22 protein-coding genes, 1 pseudogene and 1 other annotated feature are annotated in these 22522 nt (G+C 37.1%); of the genes and pseudogenes, 6 read left to right on the forward strand and 17 right to left on the reverse strand.

Going from position 1 to position 22522, the window contains the following annotated elements:
- Positions 1-74: 74 nt before the first annotated feature.
- From argS to JF53_RS14425, 3 genes and pseudogenes are all read right to left on the reverse strand, one after another.
- Positions 75-1761 (reverse strand): annotated as a pseudogene (gene argS, locus JF53_RS14415) (arginine--tRNA ligase).
- A 63-nt stretch (positions 1762-1824) separates the two neighbouring features.
- Positions 1825-2046, reverse strand: a binding site (T-box leader).
- Positions 2047-2112: 66 nt separating this feature from the next.
- Positions 2113-2694, reverse strand: a complete 582-nt coding sequence (locus tag JF53_RS14420) for a DUF1062 domain-containing protein (RefSeq protein ID WP_047980210.1) — start codon at positions 2692-2694, stop codon at positions 2113-2115.
- A gap of 355 nt (positions 2695-3049) precedes the next feature.
- On the reverse strand, positions 3050-3388 hold the full coding sequence (locus JF53_RS14425; RefSeq protein WP_047980209.1) for a VOC family protein: 339 nt from the start codon (positions 3386-3388) through the stop codon (positions 3050-3052).
- Positions 3389-3505: 117 nt separating this feature from the next.
- On the opposite strand from JF53_RS14425, the gene JF53_RS14430 reads away from it, so the two are divergent.
- Both JF53_RS14430 and JF53_RS14435 read left to right on the forward strand, forming a co-directional pair.
- Entirely contained in the window at positions 3506-4027 is a 522-nt protein-coding gene (locus JF53_RS14430; RefSeq protein WP_053071851.1) for a TetR/AcrR family transcriptional regulator, read from the forward strand.
- 64 nt (positions 4028-4091) lie between these two features.
- Positions 4092-4475, forward strand: coding sequence for a VOC family protein (locus JF53_RS14435; protein WP_047980208.1), 384 nt, complete (start codon positions 4092-4094; stop codon positions 4473-4475).
- A 467-nt stretch (positions 4476-4942) separates the two neighbouring features.
- On the opposite strand, the gene JF53_RS14440 is transcribed toward JF53_RS14435, so the two are convergent.
- The 11 genes from JF53_RS14440 to nagA all read right to left on the reverse strand — a co-directional run bounded on the left by JF53_RS14440 (position 4943) and on the right by nagA (position 14475).
- The gene (locus JF53_RS14440; RefSeq protein WP_047980207.1) at positions 4943-5569 is read right to left on the reverse strand and encodes a hypothetical protein; all 627 of its coding nucleotides are present in this window, start codon (positions 5567-5569) and stop codon (positions 4943-4945) included.
- Positions 5562-6191, reverse strand: coding sequence for an ATP-binding cassette domain-containing protein (locus JF53_RS14445; protein ID WP_047980206.1), 630 nt, complete (start codon positions 6189-6191; stop codon positions 5562-5564). Before JF53_RS14445 ends, JF53_RS14440 begins: the two co-directional genes overlap by 8 nt.
- A gap of 11 nt (positions 6192-6202) precedes the next feature.
- Entirely contained in the window at positions 6203-6934 is a 732-nt protein-coding gene (locus tag JF53_RS14450) for a DUF2705 family protein (RefSeq protein ID WP_047980205.1), read from the reverse strand.
- Entirely contained in the window at positions 6931-7638 is a 708-nt protein-coding gene (locus JF53_RS14455) for a WxPxxD family membrane protein (protein ID WP_047980204.1), read from the reverse strand. The genes JF53_RS14450 and JF53_RS14455 overlap by 4 nt, the downstream gene beginning before the upstream one ends.
- Positions 7628-8398 carry a DUF2705 family protein gene (locus tag JF53_RS14460; RefSeq protein ID WP_047980203.1) on the reverse strand — a complete coding sequence of 257 codons (771 nt, stop codon included), beginning with the start codon at positions 8396-8398 and terminating at the stop codon, positions 7628-7630. The genes JF53_RS14455 and JF53_RS14460 overlap by 11 nt, the downstream gene beginning before the upstream one ends.
- Before the next feature lie 271 nt (positions 8399-8669).
- Complete coding sequence (locus JF53_RS14465) at positions 8670-9095, reverse strand: DUF2712 domain-containing protein (protein ID WP_047980202.1); 426 nt, start codon at positions 9093-9095, stop codon at positions 8670-8672.
- 403 nt (positions 9096-9498) lie between these two features.
- Positions 9499-10356: a hypothetical protein gene (locus JF53_RS14470; RefSeq protein WP_047980201.1), complete on the reverse strand. Its 858-nt coding sequence runs from the start codon at positions 10354-10356 to the stop codon at positions 9499-9501.
- 394 nt (positions 10357-10750) lie between these two features.
- Positions 10751-11383, reverse strand: coding sequence for a copper homeostasis protein CutC (locus JF53_RS14475; RefSeq protein WP_047980200.1), 633 nt, complete (start codon positions 11381-11383; stop codon positions 10751-10753).
- An 18-nt stretch (positions 11384-11401) separates the two neighbouring features.
- Positions 11402-12430: an asparaginase gene (locus JF53_RS14480; protein ID WP_047980199.1), complete on the reverse strand. Its 1029-nt coding sequence runs from the start codon at positions 12428-12430 to the stop codon at positions 11402-11404.
- 144 nt (positions 12431-12574) lie between these two features.
- Positions 12575-13300 carry a glucosamine-6-phosphate deaminase gene (nagB, locus tag JF53_RS14485; protein ID WP_047980198.1) on the reverse strand — a complete coding sequence of 242 codons (726 nt, stop codon included), beginning with the start codon at positions 13298-13300 and terminating at the stop codon, positions 12575-12577.
- 5 nt (positions 13301-13305) lie between these two features.
- On the reverse strand, positions 13306-14475 hold the full coding sequence (gene nagA / locus JF53_RS14490) for an N-acetylglucosamine-6-phosphate deacetylase (protein ID WP_047980197.1): 1170 nt from the start codon (positions 14473-14475) through the stop codon (positions 13306-13308).
- A gap of 116 nt (positions 14476-14591) precedes the next feature.
- On the opposite strand from nagA, the gene JF53_RS14495 reads away from it, so the two are divergent.
- The gene (locus tag JF53_RS14495) at positions 14592-15323 is read left to right on the forward strand and encodes a GntR family transcriptional regulator (RefSeq protein WP_047980196.1); all 732 of its coding nucleotides are present in this window, start codon (positions 14592-14594) and stop codon (positions 15321-15323) included.
- A gap of 81 nt (positions 15324-15404) precedes the next feature.
- Here JF53_RS14495 and nagE read toward each other — a convergent pair whose 3' ends face one another.
- From nagE to JF53_RS14510, 3 genes are all read right to left on the reverse strand, one after another.
- Complete coding sequence (nagE, locus tag JF53_RS14500; protein ID WP_047980195.1) at positions 15405-16853, reverse strand: N-acetylglucosamine-specific PTS transporter subunit IIBC; 1449 nt, start codon at positions 16851-16853, stop codon at positions 15405-15407.
- A gap of 154 nt (positions 16854-17007) precedes the next feature.
- A complete protein-coding gene (locus JF53_RS14505) occupies positions 17008-17739 on the reverse strand; it encodes an SIS domain-containing protein (RefSeq protein ID WP_047980194.1) in 732 nt (243 codons plus the stop codon).
- A gap of 16 nt (positions 17740-17755) precedes the next feature.
- The gene (locus tag JF53_RS14510; protein WP_047980193.1) at positions 17756-18244 is read right to left on the reverse strand and encodes a PTS sugar transporter subunit IIA; all 489 of its coding nucleotides are present in this window, start codon (positions 18242-18244) and stop codon (positions 17756-17758) included.
- 383 nt (positions 18245-18627) lie between these two features.
- On the opposite strand from JF53_RS14510, the gene JF53_RS14515 reads away from it, so the two are divergent.
- The 3 genes from JF53_RS14515 to JF53_RS14525 all read left to right on the forward strand — a co-directional run bounded on the left by JF53_RS14515 (position 18628) and on the right by JF53_RS14525 (position 21931).
- Positions 18628-19941 (forward strand): phytoene desaturase family protein, encoded by a 1314-nt coding sequence (locus JF53_RS14515; protein ID WP_047980192.1) that lies wholly within the window; start codon positions 18628-18630, stop codon positions 19939-19941.
- Positions 19907-20770: an RNA polymerase sigma-70 factor gene (locus JF53_RS14520; protein ID WP_083443646.1), complete on the forward strand. Its 864-nt coding sequence runs from the start codon at positions 19907-19909 to the stop codon at positions 20768-20770. Before JF53_RS14515 ends, JF53_RS14520 begins: the two co-directional genes overlap by 35 nt.
- Before the next feature lie 141 nt (positions 20771-20911).
- Entirely contained in the window at positions 20912-21931 is a 1020-nt protein-coding gene (locus JF53_RS14525) for a TDT family transporter (protein WP_047980191.1), read from the forward strand.
- Positions 21932-22522 lie beyond the last annotated feature (591 nt).

A 22522-nucleotide genomic window follows, 5' to 3' on the forward strand; every position in this document is an offset into this window, starting at 1 on the left:
GTATATCCGTGCGTTTGAATGACGCACGGATATTGTGTTTTATCAAAGTAAACAATTCTACTTTTTTTCGAAAACTACATCTCATTAGGCGCTTCCATCCCTAAAAGACGTAATACTTCTTTTAAGACAAGTTGAACGGCATGTACAAGGGACAATCTTGCTTGCTTTTGCTCTTGATCATCTACTATACGAACAGATCCATAATATTTATTAAATGCTTTTGCAAGTTCAAGTACATACTTAGCAATTTGGGAAGGATCGTTTCCTTCATAAGCACGCTTAATTGCATCTGGGAAATCCATTAAACTTTTAATGATGGACCAGGCTTCGTCATCTGCAATCATTACTTTTTCATTACTTTCCTTGTAATCACCTTTTCGTAATATAGAAGAGGCACGTGCGTGTGTATACTGAACATATGGGCCAGTTTCACCTTCAAATCGCAACATATCTTCTAAGAAAAATTCAATATCATTTAAACGGTAGTTTTTTAAATCATGAAATATAATAGCACCTGTCCCAACATGGCGGGCAACAGTTTCTTTAGAATTAAGCGTTGGATTCTTCGCTAAAATGTTATTCTTGGCAAGCGATATTGTGTCGGTTAATACGTCTTCTAATAATACAACCTTCCCTTTACGTGTAGACATTTTTTTACCGTCTTTTAACATCATTCCAAACGAAACATGCTGAAGTCCCTCATGCCATTTGAGCCCCATTTTCTCTAAAACAAGAAAGAGTTGTTTAAAATGTAATGTTTGTTCGTTTCCAACGACATATATTGATTTAACAAATTTATACGTATCCTGGCGATAAATCGCGGCTGCTAAATCACGTGTTGCATAAAGCGTTGACCCATCTTTTTTCTTGATTAAACACGGTGGTAAATTATCATTAAGTTCGACTACCTGAGCTCCTTCAGATTCTTTTAACAGATTCTTTTCCTCCAGTAGCTGAACCACTTTATCCATTTTATCATTGTAAAATGCTTCCCCGTGAGTTGAATCAAATCTCACACCTAATCGCTCATATATGGTTGAAAACTCCTGTAAGGATTCATCCCTAAACCATTTCCACAATGTTAAGGCTTCCTCATCTCCATCCTCTAACCGCTTAAACCATTGTCTTCCTTGATATTTAATGATTCATCTTGTTCTGCCTCTTCATGGAAATGAATATACAATTTAATAGCTCTTTTATTGGGTTTTCTTTTACCTTTTGTTCATCGCCCCACAGTTTATAATCCACAATTAATTTGCCAAACTGTGTTCCCCAATCACCTAAATGATTAATTCTAATTGCTTTATAGCCAGATTTTTCTGAGATTAGCGCTAATGCATTCCCAATGACCGTTGAGCGTAGATGTCCCATAGAAAAAGGTTTAGCGATATTGGGAGATGAAAAGTCAATTGTAATTACCTCTTTATTCCCAATGTTTATATCCCCATATTTCTCTTTTTCCGATATGACTTTATGAATGATGAATGATGATACTACTTCTTTATTTAAGAAGACATTAACATAGCCATTTACTGCTTCGACATTATTAAATATATTAGGTACAGCCATTTCCTTGGCAAGATCAATAGCATTTTTTTGTGGAGACTTCCGATAAATCTTAGCTAATTCAAAACAAGGAAACGCCAAATCCCCCATATTTTCATATTTTGGTGTCTCAATCATACTTTTTAACTTACCTTTGTCTAGATGATCTTTTAATTGGTCATATAGGACATCAACAAAAATATTTTTACTATCCATTCCTATTCCCTCCTCTACTTCCCATTAGGCTAAAATAAAAAAACTCTCATCTCTTTTCGTTTGAAAAGAGATGAGAGTTTTAATTGGCCCGTGGTACCACTCTACTTGTTTTGTAAAAAAACCACTCTAGTTGATAACGAGGTTCACCCCGGCTTCCCCTACTTACTCTGTTCAGGAAAGCATCTACAAAGTGCGGTTCATTATTTGAGTCCAGACCAGGCTCTCACCACCCCTGATTCGCTTAGCTTTCACACAAATAACTACTCTCTTTGTCCTTGATTTTAACAACGTATTTCAAACTATTATACCTACTTATGTCAGAATTACAAGACCAAACTTATAATGAAAACATTATTTCTCTACCCAATTACCTCGGACCGTAATCAGCAACTCATCGCTAACCTTATCCTTCATCGTAACCGCTGGGGGTAGTAAAAATATTTCTGCCTTTGCCATTGCATTTACCTTTGATCTTGAAATACCCAAGATTTCTGCTAGCAACTTATCGATTCGAAGGCCAACATCGTATTTACAGCAAATTCGAATGGTCACTTCATTAGAAGCCGACTCGGGACTTTCCTTTCTTACCACATAACTAATATCGCGATTCACTGCATCACATAGTTTCCGTAATTTCTTCATTTGAAAAGCATGATGCCAAATAGTCTCTTTATCATTATTCATAAACTTTTGATGCTGTATCGGATCAATTCGATTGACATGTACTCGTGATAAAATCGGGTAATTCCAGGTGCCTTCACAATGGATACACTTATAAATGAGCCAAATATCCACGATTTTTTGATTGGCATTCACCCTGAATTTATCACTACAATAGTGTTCTGTGCTCTGTTTGCAGTTTTTACAATTCCGTATGACATTCGGTGTTTCCTGGGCAATAATTTCATACGTCACGATATTACTTAAACGCATAACCCGTTCCTCCTAGTTATCCAGAGGAACGTTAATAATAGCTGAATGGAGAATAATTTTCCCATATAAAAAAGCAGCATACCACACAGGTATCCCGCTTGGAATTACAAAACAGATTACCGCGTTCCCTGTAATGGTTAAAAATAAGCACACTTCTCCCGTCGGATGAACATACGTTCAAAAAAGAAATGTACTATCTAATTGCGTAACCATTACAAGTATGTTGGCAAATCCAATTCCACCTTCCGATCTCTCCTATTTAGAATTATACGGTAATTTAATTTTTAGTCAACAGTTATCGCCAAATGTAAAAGGTGCTAATAGAAAAAACTCCATTAGCACCTTTTACATTGCCTTATTGATTCGTAAAATCAAGAATCCGCAATAGATTTCCCGAATTATCCTTGTAAACCGCATAGCGTCCTGGTGGAACATCCACAGGAGTCTTCACAAATTCCAATACATCTTTATTTTCATTATAGAAGTCATCCACACTATCTACTCCGAAAATTCCTCCAGCTGTCGAACCTGCTTCATAATCTTCAATCATGATTTGAACATCAGATCCAGGTATCTTTAGTCCAACCGTGTGCTCTCCTTCTCGCCATGTTTCCTCAAAACCAAGTGTGTCCCGATAAAACGCTAGTGATTCTTTTAGATTGTTAACGGGATAATACAAAAAAACTAACTTCATACTACTTCCTCCTTCTCCATCTAATTGATAATACGTAATTGAATTATGTAATAAATAATTATGTTATGCATAACATAAATCTTTTACGTAATCTTGTCAATGTGTTATGATAAATTTATGACAAGAGAATGGATACCAATACCAGGAACAAATAAACATACATTAATCCACGTAGCATTAGAAGAATTTAGTAGTAAAGGTTACAAAGGCGTTAATATTACAGAATTAGCGAAAAAAGCGAACATGACAACAGGTGCTATTTATCACCATTTTGGTTCAAAAGCCAAGCTATATGAGGTCATTCGATCTGAAATGGAGCAACGAATCATGGATAGAATGGAGGGAATAACTTCGGTAGTTGACGACCCATCTGAAGGGATGCAAGCAGCACTGATTACAGGATTAAAATTTGCTGTGAAGATGAATATTTGCCGGCTGCTTTGTGAAGATGCGCCAAATGAAAAGGTAGATAAAGTTGCCGATTTTTTAGCTTCCTTTAATGAGGATCCTAATCTACCAGTAAGTATCCTATTGATTTCAACATGGCGTTCTGTTCTAAATGCAATCTCAGAAGAACAAATAACGCTTGAACAGGGCGAAAATCTTATCAAGTGGATTTTTAAAAAAGGGACAAATTAAGCCCTATTTTAGAAACAAGTACCAGGTTGTAAGGAAATGAATTTATTCAAGGAGGAGATTATTTATGTTTTTATCTGCCCACCCAGATTTATACACAAAAGATATTCATCAAGCGTTGAAATTTTATCGTGATCTTCTTGGATTTAAACAGACTTTTCAATTCCCGAAAGAAGGGGAGCCTGAACATGTTGAGCTTCGCCTCGGAGACTCCATGATTGCGATAACAACCAATACCGCCGCGGCAATTGGTGGCGTGTCAGCACCAACTCCAGGCCATCCTTTTCAGCTTACGGTATGGGCTGACGATGCAGACGAAGAAATTAGCCGTCTTCAGGAGGCTGGTGTACCGGTTATCATTGATACGCATGATCACAAGGCAGGAAATCGACGTGCTTATGTGACACACCCTGATGGTAATTGGGTAGCAATCGTTTCCCGTAAAAAATAAGCTCGTTTGATTGGTTAAACTAAAAAAATGACCAGCCAAGTTTCTTGGTTGGTCATTCTCAATACAGCCTCCCGTATAATGTTTTCTAAAGCCTGCTCGCATAACTTATCGATCCAGAAAATGCATAAAAAAGTACATACTCCATATCGAAATCGACGAAGTACCCCAGAACCTTCCTGCTTTGTAGATGATCAAATCAAATACCATGTCCAAAATATGCACGATATACAGGAGTGCAAAGACGGCGATTTTCCAACCCCAGCGGATTCCAGTAAAATAGATTACCATTGTAATGACGCCAAACAGTACCATGTATAGGGAGGCTAAGATAATCATGCTATGTTCCTTGCCCTTTCTTCCCAAAGCTTAAAACAGTGATGTATACAGTGATTTTTATCTATTAAGTATGTGTTAATTTAACGATAGCGGATAAAATCAAAAGAAGTATTGCTTGCAATTCTGGACTTCTATTGCTGTACCAAAGTTATTATTATATTTTCATATTCTTGGAATAAGGACTTATGAACCTCTAAAACTTGCTCATTCTTCAATGTGATTTTAGTATGATCGTTTTTTTCAAATTCGTATGATTCAATTATTTCGCCTTCAAATCCATTTAAAATTTGGATAAAAGGTTTTTTTACTTCCTCATTGTCTTGACCCACTACGGTGTACTTTAGTAAATAATTTCCTTCAGGGATTTGTTCACCGACTATATAATTACCTGAATGCTCTATTACAATTTCATTTTGATTATTTAATGACAGGCTCTCAAACCCTGCTGGTGTCATTTTTATTGTTCCTTTTCCATCAACTATTGTATGAGAGTTATCATATATTACTTGTCCCAACAGTTTGTCTTTATTAGATAACTGGATACCATTAAAGATAACTTCACCCTCCATTACTACCACATCATAGTAGCCCGGTTCGATATCTTCTCCTGCGATATAATCACCTTTTGCAAGTGATTGTTCTTTTGCTAAATCTTTGATTTGATCCCGATTGAAAAAACCCGATAAAAATGGCGAGACTATAAAAATCACAAAAACGCCTGCTATCAAAATAAATATGACTACCTTAGATCTACTCATTTATCAACTTTCCATCTCTCATTTTTATTGTTGTATCACATAGCACTGATATATCCTCTTTAAGATGGCTTGCAATTAAGACTGTTGCTCCTCTATCCCTTTCCTCACGCAACAAGTCGTGTACCATTTTTATTCCAGATTCGTCTATTGCATTTGTCGGTTCATCCATCAATAAGATATCCGGCTTCTCAAATAGCGCTTGTGCAATATTAAGCCTCTGTTTCATACCTAATGAGTATTTTTTAACCTTTAATTTTGAATCGGGATCTAAACCAACTTTTTTAATAGTTTCCTTTATATCTTTTTCTGTAGCAACTTTTTTTATCTTAGATAATATTTCTAAATTAGTAAATGCATCGTATTGAGGTAATAGTTCCATATTTTCAATTATTACACCTATACTTGGCGGAAAAGAGATATCTTTATGTAGTTTTTTCCCATCAATTTCGACCTCTCCTTCGGAAGGAACCACCAATCCAGCTAAAGTACGCAATAACATAGTTTTTCCAGAACCATTTCTACCAAAAATACCATAAATTTTGCCTTGTTCAAACGTATAATTTATATTTTCCAAGACAAAAGTTTTTCTTATTTTTTTGCTTACATTAACAATTTTAATCATGAGCTGCCTCCTTAAACAATATCCATCTTTTTTAATCTTACAACCGAAAAATAAATAACAATTCCTTTAATTATTAACAGTATAAATACTCCAGTCCAAAAATTTATTATTTTGGGTTGATCGTTTAAAACGGAACTAACTCCATTCCTTAATCCCATACCAAGGGTTGGAAGTAAGATATAATAAACAATTCCCGGAATTTTTAGTGAAAAAAGTTGCTTAGTCAAAATTATTGAAAGAACAATATAAATTGAAACCATCATTTGAGAGACTTGTGGAGATACGTATAATTCAAGGAAAAGTTGAATAGTAAATATAGTTACTAAGAAAAGATAATATGCAATAATTAATTTTAAAAATTCTATTACTCCTACAAAGTGATAGTGACCACCTAAAGAGGATACTATATAAGAAACAGAGATTTGACTTACTGTAAAAATAGTAACTATAATTACCATATTAAAATATCTTTTAATAATCCATTTGACTTTACTATAATTTCTCAACAAAATCATTTCCCCATAAGTTCTTAAAACATCTTTTATATAACCCGAAAAGTAAAAACTCAATCCTACTATAGGCAAAAACCAATATAATAGTAGCTTTAATTCAAATTGATTTGAATTAAAGAAAGGAACTCCATGCAAAAATCCAAAGGAATACTGAAGTGTATTCAAATATAATAAGGATTGGATAAATGTAAGTAAAAACACAAATAATATGATGCCTTTGCTTTTTTTCAATTTATAATGTCCTTTCTAAAAAACACTGTTGATGCAACCAAATAAAGAATTAAACAAATAATACCCTGTCTTAGGTAAACCAATGTTACGTTGCTAATAAACCATTTTTTTTCTAATAAAAATTGAAACACAACTAAATCATTAGTTGGATACCAGATACCATCAATAAGTAATTTCCCAATAAAATATAAAACTCCTATTAGTATAAAAGCAAAAAAGTATGCTAACCCTATTGAATTATTCCAGTCATAAAATAGACGATATAAAATACCAATCCAAGTAAAATAAACAATTAATGTAACCATATTGATAAAAGCTATAACAAAAAAGTTTTCTTCAATTAATATATTTACATCTAATAGAATAGAAGTTAGAAAAATATTTACGAGCATTTGTAATACAGAAAACAAAAACGCAGAAATAACTATTTCTTTTATAATTTTGTTGTAAAATTCACTTCTGGTAGTCCATTTTACAATTGCAAAAGGCTTATATATCAAAAAGAGGTGATTTAAAAAGATAAAAAAAGGGATTGGATAAAATAAACAATAAGCTAAAATGGAGTTATAACCAAAAGCGGTATTATTTAACCAATATATTGCTTCTTGAGTTGGTAAATCTAAATATGGTCTTCCTTGTAAAAGCCAGACAACACAAAAGAACAGAAAGCACCATATACATATTGCTATTCTTTTAATCAACATTGTATTTCACCTCATAAATATAAACTCCCAGAGGAATAATAATAAATACTGATAAAGTTAAGAATAATATTGGCATAAGCACTTCAAATCCATACTCCGCAAAAGGTTGAAATAAAAACATAAGTGATTTTTCTTTTAAAACAAGTAAAAACCAAACAAAAAATGTAGCGGTATAAGTGTATTTCTTATCATTAAAAAATTGACTAAAACTAGAGCCTACAACCCCTGCAAAACCGGCAAGCGTACAAACTAATAAAGTAAAGAATAAATCAGTTAAATATGGATGCTCTATACTTAAATTAAAAAGCAGATTATTTGCTAACACTATCTCAGTTAAGCCTTTTGTATACGTACCATTCCAAAACAATAAATTAACTAGAATAAAATTTATCGATAAAGTGATAAGCATTGTAAAAAACGAAACTAGAAATGACGATAATAATTTTGTTAGGTAATATTTCTTCCGCCCTGTTTTGCTAATAAGAATATTCTTATATCCCGTTTTATAATCTTGAATAGCATCGTCCGAACACAGCAGTAAAAGGAATAAAGGCAGAAACCACAATAATAAAATTTGTGCCACATGTCCTCTACTAGATCCAGCCAAATAAAATGCAAATGCAGGATTAAATTCAGTTCCTTGCGTAAATTTCATAAGAAGTAATTGAACTATTTCTATACAAGGAATTAATAATATAATAAAGAAAATTATTCTACTTAATTTATTTTTATATAAACGAAAAAATTGACTTTTAAACAATCCACCCACCCAATTCTCATGAAATAGGAAAATATCCACAATCTATCAATTAAATTTAACGAGGCTAGAACAAAAAGTTTTTTAGTAAGGGCAATCTAAAATTCAAACAATGATTATCGATGCAACTAGCCCGCTCTGAAAATAACTAAGAAATTATTTGCGCCAAAGGCTCGCCGAATGAAAAACCTCGCAATATTTACCGAGTATACATCACATTGATCGGTTTTTAGTTGCTCATCATACTTTTGTTCTAGCCCCTTTTTAGATTATTTTACCAAATTTCTTCATCCCAATAACCACTAACAGAATAAGTGTTAGATGAATAATTATTGTTCTCTGCACCTAATTTCACATACGATTTATTCGCTGTTGAATAAGGCTTATAGGTGTGAGCACCTGTACCTTGAGTTATACTTTTGTATTCAGAAACTCGATTACTACCTTTATGGATCCAGAAGGTTGTAATCGTACCAGCCCCTTCAGATGAATAAGCTAAATTAACTTTCCACTTATTGTCAATACTATCAGTTTGACGATACCTCTCTGCCGAAAAGCTGTTGCTATAATAAGATCCTATTTTAAATGAAAAATTATGATTGTCATTTGATGCAAAGACTACCCCGGATGTTGCCAATAGAGATAACCCTAATACTGCCGCAGCTAAAATTCTAATGTTCTTTTTAAAAATTTCTTTCAAAACCTTCACTCCTATCATCAATTATTTCTATTCTAGTAAAACTAGTAAATTGTCCCCCCTTTATAATACAAATTAATATATAAAGTTGAATCTAAGAGGATAATTATTGTAATTAGCAAAAAATAGGCTAATAACAAACAGAATCATAATCTTATAAATTTACAAGTTACTAAACTAATTATGCAATATAACACTATACATATATTACCAGTAATATATTATAAACTCAATAAATTTTTGGATTATTTTAAATGATAAAAATAAACCAGAGAAATAATAGTTGAAATTTATAGAATAATACTCACACTAATCTCGGGATTTTTGCTGATGTTTATAAATTTAAAGCATCGAAAATCTAGTAAACCTTCCATCGAAAAATCTATTGAAATTCCATATTTTAACGTTATCTTTTCTCATCCCTAAACCCATACAATTTATCCAGCAAATACGTATAGAAGTAGACACTCCATATCGAAATGGATGTAGAAATCCAAAACCAGCCTTCTTTATAGATGATCAAATCAAAGACCATTGCTAGAAAATGGGCAATATATAAGAGCGCAATGACGACAAGCTTCCGTCCCCACCTGATTCCAGTAAAATAGATAAGTATAGTGATGACGTTAATCAGAATCATGTATATGAATGATATTGTAATCATGCTTTGCTCTTTTTCTGAAAGCAATCCTTCGCTGAATGTCTGGAGACCAGTTATCCGTAACACCCAGAGAATCGTATTCTGATGCAGGGTCACCAAACCAAGATATATATACACATAGAACAAAAATCCCTTCAATTGCGTCAAACAGATGCGGTAGGCATGCTTGGTTATCCAGAAAAAGATTGGCAAAAGCGTCATCGTCATCCACGTTCTATACCAATTATGCTGATAGATACCGAGAGAAAGAAATAATTCCTCAATTCCCGCGTACAGGAGTATAAAAATAACATACCAGTAATATTTCAGTTTCAAAACGGCAATTAACATTGCTGTTGCCGTAACGGAGAATTGTGAGAATAGGTTCCCAGCAACCGAATCGTCCGACAAAGAGCTCGGGATGAGCATTGGGTAATAGGTATATGCTTTAAAATAGGACATAATAACCATCTCAAAGCTAAACGCAAACCCACTCATCGTAATATAGAAGGCAAGTGCGGTCTTGCGGTTTTTTACTTTAGCAAAAATAACGACTAACGTGATGATAGTCGTAAGTCCAAGCAGGATAAACCAAACGGTATTAGTCCAAAAAGTGATCCCCATCGTGTTAGAACGCCCCTATTCCGCAAAACCAGTTTGTCTATAGCTTGCCTCAGTTTTTAGTGAATTATTACCAATGAATCTTCGAACAAAAAAACAGAAGGAAAGTGTTTGGATTCAGCACTTCTTCCTTCTGTCTTATTTTATTATTCCTCGATAATTTGGTACTTCATCCGCCAGCGATAAGTCGTTCTTTTCCTGTTACAAACTTTAGACCATCATCGTTAATAGAAATGCTATATATAGAACTCCTAGCGTAATTATTGTTAATAGAAATGTCTTGAACTTTTCCACTTCAAAACCATCCTTCCCCGAAAGCATTTTTCGCGACAATCAATTACTTACATAAAGAGGTTTCTTCATAATTATAGTTTCCTTTACAGCACTACCTAAGAACTTATCCAACAATCCTTGTTCCATGCGCTTCATTAATCGATAACGCCGTTGTGATAGCTGAAAGATTTTCATCCGTAATGCCACCACCTGGAAGAATAATAATTCTACCAGCGGCATGATCTATATATTCCTTCAGCCTGTCCAAATTAGCTTCTATCTTAGAATCTGCCGGTCCCCCGTGGGTTAAAATCCGGTGCACCCCATGCTCTACCAGCCAATCGATCGCTTCCAACTGGTTTTCAGGAGGGATTTGGTCAAACGCCATGTGAAAGGTAACCTCCAAACCGTCTGCTAGTTCCAGCAGCGAGAGCACTGCCGCTTCATCAATCCAGTTCGCATCTGTTAGACAACCAAACACCACACCATCTGTCCCTAACTGTTTGAGATGAACAAGATCCTGTTTCATCATCTCCAGCTCTTCAGTACTATAAATGAAATCTCCACCTCTAGGTCTAACCATCGCCATAACCGTAACATTTTTACTGTGGCAATAGTTAGTCGTAACAGCAGCAACACCAGCACTTACGGTTGTTCCACCAACAGCAAGATTGTCACAAAGCTCAATTCGGTCAGCCCCTTTGGCAATAACCTCCGGAACCCTTGTAAAATTTTCTACACATGCTTCTTTTAACATCGTCATCCACCTTAGTCATCACTTTAGTTGTTTGTGTATTTTGCTGCTAGCTAACGTAAACTTCTCCTTAATCTCACCAACCACTAATCCTGCATCATTCTTCACGATTGATGGTTTTAGCGCGCGTAACCTAGCAACGGTTTCTTTGTTTTCATAGTTGATTTGCTCTAGAATGCTCGCTACAACCGCTGGCCAAACGTCTTCTGATCCAGTTAATACTTTTAACGCGAATCCGATTCGTTCCTTTTTCAGGCCCAAACAATAAACTCCTTGTGCGCCACCTTTGGCGACAATATTTGGATCCTCGAGCAATGTCGTACAAATGAAGTTCTCCGAAGCTACGATTCGCGGATGCTCGTTCATCAAGCTCGTCATTTGGTTTACTGCTTTTCGCAAGTCGGCGTCTTTAATGACATCTGGACACGCTAATTTTAAATAGGTAAGTGCCATGTTGTTTAACGGAATTGCAAAAACAGGGACACCGCAACCATCCATACCAATATGTATGTCTGCTTTCGGTACTTCTGAAAGCTCAGAAAGAACGTCTAGGAGTTGCTGTTGTAGTGGATGGTCTACTTCCCAATAGCCTTCAACCGGGAATCCCATTTCACGGCAAACCGTGATGAACCCCATATGTTTTCCCGCACAATTATGATACAGCCTTCTTTTTTCCCTATTCTCCCGAAGCATTTCTTCTTTTGGCTCGTTATTTAACGGATATGCTGCTGGACAGTACAATTCATGTTCGCTAACCGGTAATTTCGCTAACATCGATTCTAGTGCCGCGATATGATACGACTCTCCTCGGTGGGACGCTGTAAATAAAGCCGCTTCCTCATTCGTCAATCCATATTTCGCAATGATAGTTGTTAAAAATACTGGTAATGCTTGAATTGGTTTCGACGCAGACCGGTAATAGGTATAATGCGACGTATCACCCGCATGATAAATTGTCTCCAATTGGTCATTTACGCCTGCAATCATCCCTGTATGGACGTTCTCCACTAAACCTGCTCTTGTTTCTTCAACTAAGGTTACAGCCTTCATGTTTTTCAGCTCCTTCTGATGGAAATCTCTAGTTATTCTAACTATAAGCTAAAAGTTAAGTAGTCGGCTAGTATTTCCTTATCAAAAAAACAGGATGAAAAAAAGCTTGAATCCTTCCCCCGAAAGATTCAAGCTTTCCTATTCTTACAGTTTAACCATCGCACCTTCATCCACAACAACCGTTACATTCGGATGGTTACGTAAGATAGAAGCTGGGAAGTCCTCTGAAATTTCTCCTTCTGCTAGGCGGGCAATTGCTTCTGCTTTTTGCTCACCTGATACAAGTAGGAGGATTTCTTTACTTTCCATAATCGTTGCAATTCCCATTGTCACCGCTTGTGTTGGAACGTCTGCCAATGATGGGAAGAAGCGAGCATTTGCTTCAAGCGTAGAAGCTGCCAAATCCACGACATGGGTTCTACTGTTAAACGGTGTTCCCGGCTCATTAAAACCGATATGGCCGTTAATCCCCATTCCTAAGATCTGCAAATCAACGCGACCCGCTTGCTCAATTTGCTTGTCATACATGCGGCATTCTTCCGCTAGATCACTTGCCGTGCCGTTTGGCAAATGCACACGTTCTAGATTGATATCCACGTGATTAAATAGCTTTTCCTGCATGTAACGGTAGTAGCTATTCACATCTTCACGACTTAACCCGACATATTCATCCAGGTTGAAGGTTGTGACATCCTTAAAAGAAACCTTCCCTTGCTTGTATTGTTCAATGATTTTTTGGTATAAACCCTCTGGTGTTGACCCAGTTGCGAGACCCAGCACCGGATTTTTTAGGTTATTTATTTTTTCGATCATAATGGCGCATGCTTTATCACTCATGTCCTGATAGTTAGTTACTTTGATGAATTCCATGTTTATTACGCTCCTTTAAATGCTACTTCGCCGCGGCAAATGGTGTAGGTTAGGTTTAACTGATCATCGACCAGTAAGAGGTCTGCGTCTTTTCCGACAGCGATACTTCCTTTGCGGTCAAAAATACCAACTTGTTTGGCAGGATTGCTGGATGCCATTTTCACAATATCGGCAAGTGTTACGTCCTCGATTGCTAGCATATTCGCTGCACCATCACGCATTTTCACAATACTTCCAGCTAGGGTGCCATCCGCTAACTCCGCTCGGTCCTCGGTTACTTTTACTGGTTGTCCGCCAAGCTCATAATCACCCGCAGGTAATCCTTTAGCACGCATCGCATCGGTAATTAAAATGATTCGGTCACTGCCAACATTGCGGTAAATAAGCGCCATCATATCCGGTGCCACATGAATGCCGTCAGCAATCAGCTCGGCATGCAAATCCTCTAGTTGAAACGCTGCACCAACTGCACCGATATCGCGGTGGTGGATTCCATTCATCGCATTACATAAATGCGTTAATTGGCGCACCCCATGGCTAACCGCTTTTTTTATTCCAGCAAAACCAGCGTCGGTGTGGCCTGCAGAAACATTGACGCCACTCTCGTTTAACGCCTTGATAAACCGTCCATCCTCATCAAATTCTGGTGCCATCGTAATGGTACGAATCTGGTCGCCAGAAAGCTTTTGCCATTTATTAAATTGCGCTAAATCTGGTGCTTTAATGTATTGTACGGGCTGTGCACCGGCCTTTACTTTGTTAACAAATGGCCCTTCCAGGTGCACACCAATCACTTCCGCATGTGCTGGCTTGTTTGGATAGTTTGCCACATTTTCCAGTGCCTTTTCGATGTTTTCAGGCGACTGGGTAATAGTCGTTGCGAGGAAGCTCGTCGTACCCTCTTTTGGCAAGAGGACTGCCATATCATCGAGTGCTTTTTCCGTTGCGTCCATCACATCGGCACCATTGGCACCGTGTATATGGGCATCGATAAATCCTGGGATAAGATTTAGATGGCTTCCATCAATGACGTGGACATCCGAAGCCACGTCCGTAGCAGGCTTTTCTTCGATTGCTTTAATTTGTCCATCTTCAATCCAGACAGCACCGTTTTCGATGACGCTCGATTCTAAATAAATTTTTGCATGATTAATGAGTAGGCTAGTTGACTTCAACTTGGCTCATCCTTTCAATAAGTATAGTTGTCTATACCAGTTTATATGTGTACAGGCTTACATTCTTTTGGTAAAATCGATATTAGCTTAATTTTTCCCAACAAGGGGGTTTTGGGTTGATTGATAAACAATCTCCTATACCTATATATTATCAATTAGAAGAAGAAATAAAAAGCATGATCCATCATAAACAATTAAAACCTGGCGATTTATTACCATCTGAGCGTGAATACGCCGAAAAATATGCGATAAGCCGAATGACGGTTCGGCAAGCGATCAGTAATTTAGTAAAAGAAGGGCTTATTTATCGTCAAAAAGGAAAAGGGACATTTGTTGCCGATAAGAAAATTGAACAGGATTTATCCGGTCTAACGAGCTTCAGTGAAGATATGCGAAACCGTGGGTTGATTCCGTCCAATCAATTAATCAGTTTTGATTTTATCCCAGCAACCGAACAGCTTGCGGACATTCTTATGATAGCCTCTGGTGACATGATTTGCAAAATTAAACGGGTGCGGCTAGCAGACGAGGAGCCGGTAGCACTTGAAACGGTTTATACCCCGCAAAACGTCATTGGCGATATGAATTATCAGGATTTCTCGGAATCCTTTTACGACTATGTGGAAAAAAAGCTCCACTTTAAAATTGGCTTCGGTCATCAAACGATTGAAGCTGCACTTGCAAGTGACGAGGAAAGAGCGCATTTACACATTCAGAAAGGAAGTCCTGTCCTCGTCATGCAGCGGACAACCTACTTACAGGATGAACAGCAAACACCGATCGAATACGTAACCTCAACGTATCGTGCGGATAAATACAAATTCAAAATGAAAATGAAACGGGATTAAGTGCTCGGCATCTAGCACGTATTTTTCCCCAAGAAGAAGGCTAGTATCCATCACGGGATACTAGCCATTTTTTACCTTATATTAATCTTCTTTACGAATCTTTCTTACTTCATCTGCTACTGCTTGAACTTGAGTTCCAACAATAACTTGGATATTATTCTTACCTACAACATTGATTCCTGGTACGCCAGTTGTTTTAATTTTAGCTTGATCAACCGCGTCCATGTCTTTTACTTCAACACGTAGGCGCGTTGCACAGTTATCAACAGAGACAACGTTCGTGTCGCCACCAAGACCAGCATAAATTGTTTCTGCCATTACGCTGAAACGATTAGAACCTGCTTGAGCGATTTCTTCATTTACTTCTACATCATCATCTTCACGTCCTGGTGTTTTGAAGTTGAACTTCACAATTAGGAAACGGAATAGGAAGTAATAAATGACCGCAAATACTAAGCCTTGAACGATTAACATCCATGGTTGGTTTGCAAGTGGTAGCTGAGAACTTAAGACAAAGTCAATTAATCCGGCACTAAATCCGAATCCAGCTGTCCATTCAAATAATGCTGCGATGAATAAGGAAATACCTGTTAACACCGCATGCACCACATATAGTGCTGGCGCTAAGAACATGAATGAGAATTCAAGTGGCTCTGTAACCCCTGTTAGGAATGCTGCAATACCACCAGCTAATAGTAAGGAAGCAGCTTGCTTTTTACGCTTTGTTTTCGCTGTATGGTACATCGCAAGTGCTGCAGCTGGTAGACCAAACATCATGATTGGGAAGAATCCAGCTTGGTAGCGTCCAGTAATACCTTTGACACCTTCACTAGCCCAGAAGTTACCGATATCATTAATACCCGCAACATCGAACCAGAATACGTTGTTTAACGCATGGTGTAAACCAGTAGGAATCAATAGACGGTTAAAGAATCCGTATAATCCGGCACCAGTAGCACCTAGATCACTAATTGCTTCCCCGAAGTTAACAAGTGCAGTGTATACGACTGGCCAAACAAACAGCATGACCATGGACACAGCCATCATAACGATTGCCGTTAAAATTGGAACAAGACGCTTTCCACTAAAGAATGCTAATGCGTCTGGTAGTGTTACATTACTAAAACGATTGTATAATGCCGCTGAAATACACCCAGAAAGGATACCAATAAATACGTTCTCAATACCGCCAAAGGCCATATTGACATCTTCCACGGCGATTTGTTGCAGGTTCGCAACACTTGCTGATGAAAGTAATTTCGTAATAACAAGATAACCAACTAAACCACTAAGTGCAGCCGGGCCATCCTTCGCCTTTGTCATTCCAATGGCAACCCCAACTGCAAATAGAATCGGGATAAAGTCTAAGATCGATTGACCTGCGCCAATGAAAAAGGCAGCAACAGGGTTACCAGCACCCCATCCCTCATGGTCGATTGCATACCCGATACCCATTAGAAGGGCAGCAGCAGGTAATACCGCAACCGGAAGCATTAGGGACTTACCAAGATTTTGTAAGTATTTCATCATGGTAAAAAAACCTCCTCTTAATTTGTAGTGTTTAATAATAAGTACAAAAAAATACGATGATTGCGAAAAACCATTTGAATGCGTTTTCAAATAGTTTTCTCGGTTCGATTATAGCATTACCTAATATAGTTGTCTATACCAGTTTTGATGACTTTTATGATAGTTTAATTCGTCCGCGATATTTTTCGATAAGCGCAGCATTATGCTCGTCTGCTCCGTCCACATTTCCACTTAATAAAATAGGCGGTTCAAAGCCACTTTCAGCCATTTGTGAAATTGCCTCAGCAAGCATACTATTTACAATCGCAATCCCTACAACCGATGATCCTGGCGCAAATTTAATCGCAACCCGCTCATCCTTAATTAGGGCATCCCCAACTGGAATATGGTTATCGATGGCAAGATCAGCCGCTTCGTGTAGGAATTTCCCACTAGAATGACGGGACGTTTGCTGCTCACCGTACACTTTAGACGAAATACTAATGACAAAAGCACCTTTTTCTTTTGCGAATTCCACAACATCAATCGGTACCGAATTTCTGCCAGAAGTCGAGATCACAACGAGCACATCATTGACTCGGATATCTTCATCCTTCATAAAGCCCCCAGCATAGCCTTCTTTTCGTTCTAGTGCAGATGATTCTGTTGCATTTTCATGCAGCATTAACGGCTCATGGAAAATTGGGTTGATCGGAACTAATCCGCCAGCCCGGTAAAATACTTCCTCAGCCAACATATGGGAATGCCCACAGCCAAAGAAATGAATTATGCCACCTGATTGGATTGATTCAGCAATTTTGCTTGCCGCTTGCTTTAGTGTCTCGGTTTCTTTCTCTTCCACAGTATGAAGAAGTTCGTTTATTTCTTGAAAATAGTTACGTATCATCAAGCATGTCTCCTTCTTATTTGGTAGCTTGAATTAGGACAGTTTCACTTGCTGTTGCTTGTTGCTCATCAGTAAGCGTGAATGTCTTTCCGCTTGTCCCGCTGTTCGTAATCACAATCGGTGTCACGGTGCTTTTCGCATTTGCTTCAATGTAAGCTAGATCAAATTCCATTAAAAGTTGTCCAACGGTAACAGAATCACCTACTTGAATATGTAGATTGAAGCCTTCTCCATTTAATGCAACTGTTTCTAAGCCAACGTGGATTAGGATTTCGTTGCCATTGGTATCTTCAATCCCAATCGCATGCTTGGAATCCATGACTTGCACGATTTTTCCATCTACTGGCGATACGACTTTTCCTTCTGTAGGTTGGATAGCAATTCCCTCACCCATCATTTTTTGACTGAAAACTGGATCTGGAACTTCCTCTAGTTTTACGATTTTACCGTTTAAGGCTGCATAGATTTTTTCTGCTTCTTTTTTCTTGAATAGGGATTTTAGCATGGTTTATGTCCTTTCTGATGTTAGTCATTGTTATGGTAGCATTATTGGGGGTGGGAGTGCAATTTTGGAAGGTTATAGAAGCTGATATAGTGGGTTTCGTTAGTCAATAAAATCCACACCCTGATTTAGGCTGCGGCTTTTAGTATTGTTTTCATATTTAATGGTCTTCATACGGAATTGATTACGGTTAACTTCTAACACATCCATTCTCATCATAGAGCATATTATTTTATGTGTTTCAGGAAATATGACTTACCATGGATAATTGGAAAAAGTCGCTAGAGCTTACTCACGAAAAATTTCCTAAAATTTTTTTAAAAGATGTCACATCTATTTACCCTTTCTCGTCTTGAGTTATGAAATAATTTTTAGGGGGTTATCTTATGACTCAAAAATGGGATATTGTTATTGTTGGTGGTGGATTAGCAGGTTATGTTGCAGCAAATTATTTAACTGAAACCAGTTTATCTGTTTTACTAATAGAAAAAGGAAAAAATATTGGTGGCAGGGCTAGAACGAACAAGGTGAATCAACAGTATTTGAATATAGGTCCGCATGCTCTTTCTAAAAAAGGGAAAGCCATGACTATTCTCAAAGATTTAGGTATTAGTCTCAGTGGAAAATCACCCAAATTAGACGGTATATTAATTGAAGACAATATCGAATATGCTGCCCCGCTTTCTCCTCTTGAACTTTTTAGAACAAGTCTTTTGAATAGGAAAGAACGTATGGAATGGATCGCGGTTTTGTTTAAAGTAATGCGTACAGATACTGAAAATTTAGCAGCGCAAACATTCCAACAATGGGTTATGCAAGTAGGCGACTCTAAAAGAGTTCAGTCATTACTATATATACTTGGCAGACTTGCAACCTATTGCCATGCTCCTGAAATGGCGAGCGCCAAAGTAGTAGTATCGAATATAAGAAATGCTATGGGAGGCGTTCTTTATCTAGATGGTGGCTGGCAAACTATTATTGACCAACTTCACAATAAAGCAATCAGCCTGGGTGTTCAGGTTCAATCACATACGCTTGTTAAACAGATTGATCCCGCCCAACAAGAGGATCAATTTAAATTAATTCTGTCTAATGACGAAGAAATTCACGCGAAATATGTTATTTGTACAACTGGCCCTCATGAACTTCATAAAATGGTAAACGAAAATTACCAAAACAGCTTTTTTACCCAGATAAAAGCTGTTAGAGGGGCGACATTAGATCTTGCTTTATCACAACTTCCTAATCCAAGTCGATTATTCGCCATGGGCATCACAGATCCCCTTTATTATTCTGTACATTCAAATTATGCCCGCCTTTCTGATGACACAAAAAGTTCAGTTCTTCATGTATTTAAATACCATCACCCAGATGATCACATTGATAGCACAAGTATTAAAAACGAGCTTGAACAATTCTTAGATAGATTACAGCCAGGTTGGCAGCAATATGTGATTACAAGACGATTCCTTCCTAATATTACGGTGAACCAGCGCTTACCCCAACTAGGAGATGAACACAAGCTACAGCGTTCTAAAACAGAAATTCCGGGATTATATATAGCAGGAGACTGGGCTTCCTCCGACTCCATTTTGGCAGACGGAGCAGCTAGCAGTGGAAAACAAGCGGCTGAAGAGATCATTTTAAACGAGAAGGAGGAAAATAGTGCAAATTACGAAAGAAGATTACCAACTTTTTAAACCATTGTTGTTTTCAATAGGTTATCGGATGTTAGGTTCAGTAGTAGAAGCAGAAGATATTGTCCAAGAAACTTTTCTACGAGCTTCCCAATTAAATGAGAAAAACATAAAAATTAAGAAAGCATATCTCTGTAAAATGATGACGAACCTCTGTCTTGATGTATTAAAGTCTGCACGGTACAGACGAGAACATTATGTGGGACCATGGAATCCCGAGCCATTATTACTAGAAAAATTACAAACCATTGATCCATCTGAAACGCTTATACAGAAAGAAGGATTAAGTATTGCCTATTTGCGTATGATGGAGCATTTGGGAGCAGATGAACGAGCAATTCTCCTTTTAAGAGAGGTATTTGATTACCCATACTCAGAGATTGCTACCATAGTTGGAAAGAAAGAAGAAAACTGCAGAAAAATTTATAGCAGGGCTATGCAAAAGATCTCACGTGTAGAAGGTGAAAGCTTAAACTATGAGAAGAATACGTTACTAATTAATCGCTTTATAGAAGCATTTCAAATGCAAAATATGGATGCGCTATTAGAGCTTATATCCGAAAATGTCACACTATTTTCCGATGGTGGCGGTAAAGTCACGGCTGCTATACGTCCAATCGTATCCTCCTCTAATGTTTTATCCTTATTATACGGAATCATGAAAAAGGCGCCTGAAGACTTTTATTTTGAGGTGAAAAATGTCAATCGTCAACCAGCAGTCGTGATATACATGAATGGTAAGATTCAAAGTATCCTTAGTTTTTATATTAGTAATGAGAAAATAGTCGAAATGTATATAACCATGAATCCAGATAAATTACCTATTCAGTAAAAGCTATCGAGCAGAGGGAGAAGGACCTTGCTCGCAGCAAAGAAACCTCTACGTACTCAACCATGAGCTTATTGACAATGGTTGATAGAATGACGGATGATAGAGTTAGGTAATAATTTTTCATCAAAGGGAGTAACAGCAATGAGCAATTTTAAAAAAATTAACCCAGCTTCGGGGGCTATAATAATGGCAGTGGGAATTTTCCTTTATGCAGCAATCGAAGCTTTTCCTTTCCTAAATCACGTTTTAGGAGAGGTTTTTACTGTTTTACTTACGATTATCGGAATAATAATGTATGCCTTACTGATGTGTCAATTTTTCCATAAAAGCTTTCTAGTTCCGCTTCTAAATAATCCTGTTAATTCATTTTTAATGGGAACTTGGATTGCTGGCGTTTCCGTCTTATGTAATGTCATTCATAAGTACTTTCCAGAAACGATCGAAATAATTCAAGTCATTGCATTCGTAAATACGCTTTTTTGGGTCCTTTTTATAGGGGTATGTGTGTATAATTTTAAACAATTATTAAAAGACCCAAGGAGCCATTTGATTCATGGTGTTGTGTTGCTGTCTACGGTTGCGACACAATCAATCATTATTGTTTGGGAGGAGTTATTTCCCTTTGTTTCTTCTTATTTTATGATTGTTTCTATTTCACTAGGTGCTTTGTTTTATGTGCTTGGCATCCTGCTGATTTTGATCCGTTACCTAAGGAATACACAATGGTCCCTTACAGAGGATTGGACGAACACCAATTGTATTATACATGGTGCCCTGTCAATAACCGGTCTGGCGATTGTTACATCGAACCTACTGTCACCGTTAGTTGTCCTATTTATTTGGCTATTTGTTTTTACGTTATTGCTCATTGTTGAGGCAATAGAAATAACGAGGGCCATAAAGCGCATCAAGCTACTTGGTTGGAAAAAGGGAGTTCTTACGTATCATATTAGTCAATGGTCACGAAATTTTACGTTTGGTATGTTTTACGCGTTTACGATGGCGATGCATGAACATTCCAATTATCTGTCTCATTTTCTGAATGTCTTCTTAACGCTTTGGGCGTGGGTAGTATTAATTGCGCTTATTGCAGAGGTTGGTTTGTTGGTTGAGGCAAGATATGGATTTTTTGAGAGGAAGAGACTGGAGAAGGTTGTTTAAACCGCATGCTTGGAATTCAATGATTGCAAGACTTTGCCATTAATAGATGTTAGTAGAGGACTAATTGCCGTGCTATTTTCATCGCTAATTGGAGTTCTATTTGTAAATCAGGGTTCGATAATTTTATGATAAGTCAGAATATATGTTATAATAACTTTATAAAATTATGTAATAAAAAAGAGTACATATTGTAAGTGGAGGAGATGATTTTTTGGTTGATCTTCTGGATAATATATTCCAATTATCAGCAATAATACTACTCATATGTTCACTCTATTATTATAGACATTTTAAAAGAGTTAAGAGAGATAGGAAATTGACTGTATCTGAACTTTCAATTTACGTCATAACTCAAGTTGCAATTTATCTTTGCGCAGGTAGTTATTTACTTCTGTTTTTGGATAGGAATTTTGGGTAGAAATTATTGAACTAATAGGAGCTTTAATGGAGTAAGAAACTATACATGAAAATAATGAAATAAAAAAAACGCTTTGATACCTAGTTTATCCAAGCGTTTTTGCGTGCTAAATTAAGTGTTGGTTGTTAAAGATACTACGAAACCATATGCGATTTGTTATGTGATTCGATATT

Origin of the sequence: Ornithinibacillus contaminans (genome assembly GCF_001038425.2) — a bacterium.
Lineage (GTDB): Bacteria > Bacillota > Bacilli > Bacillales > Amphibacillaceae > Ornithinibacillus > Ornithinibacillus contaminans.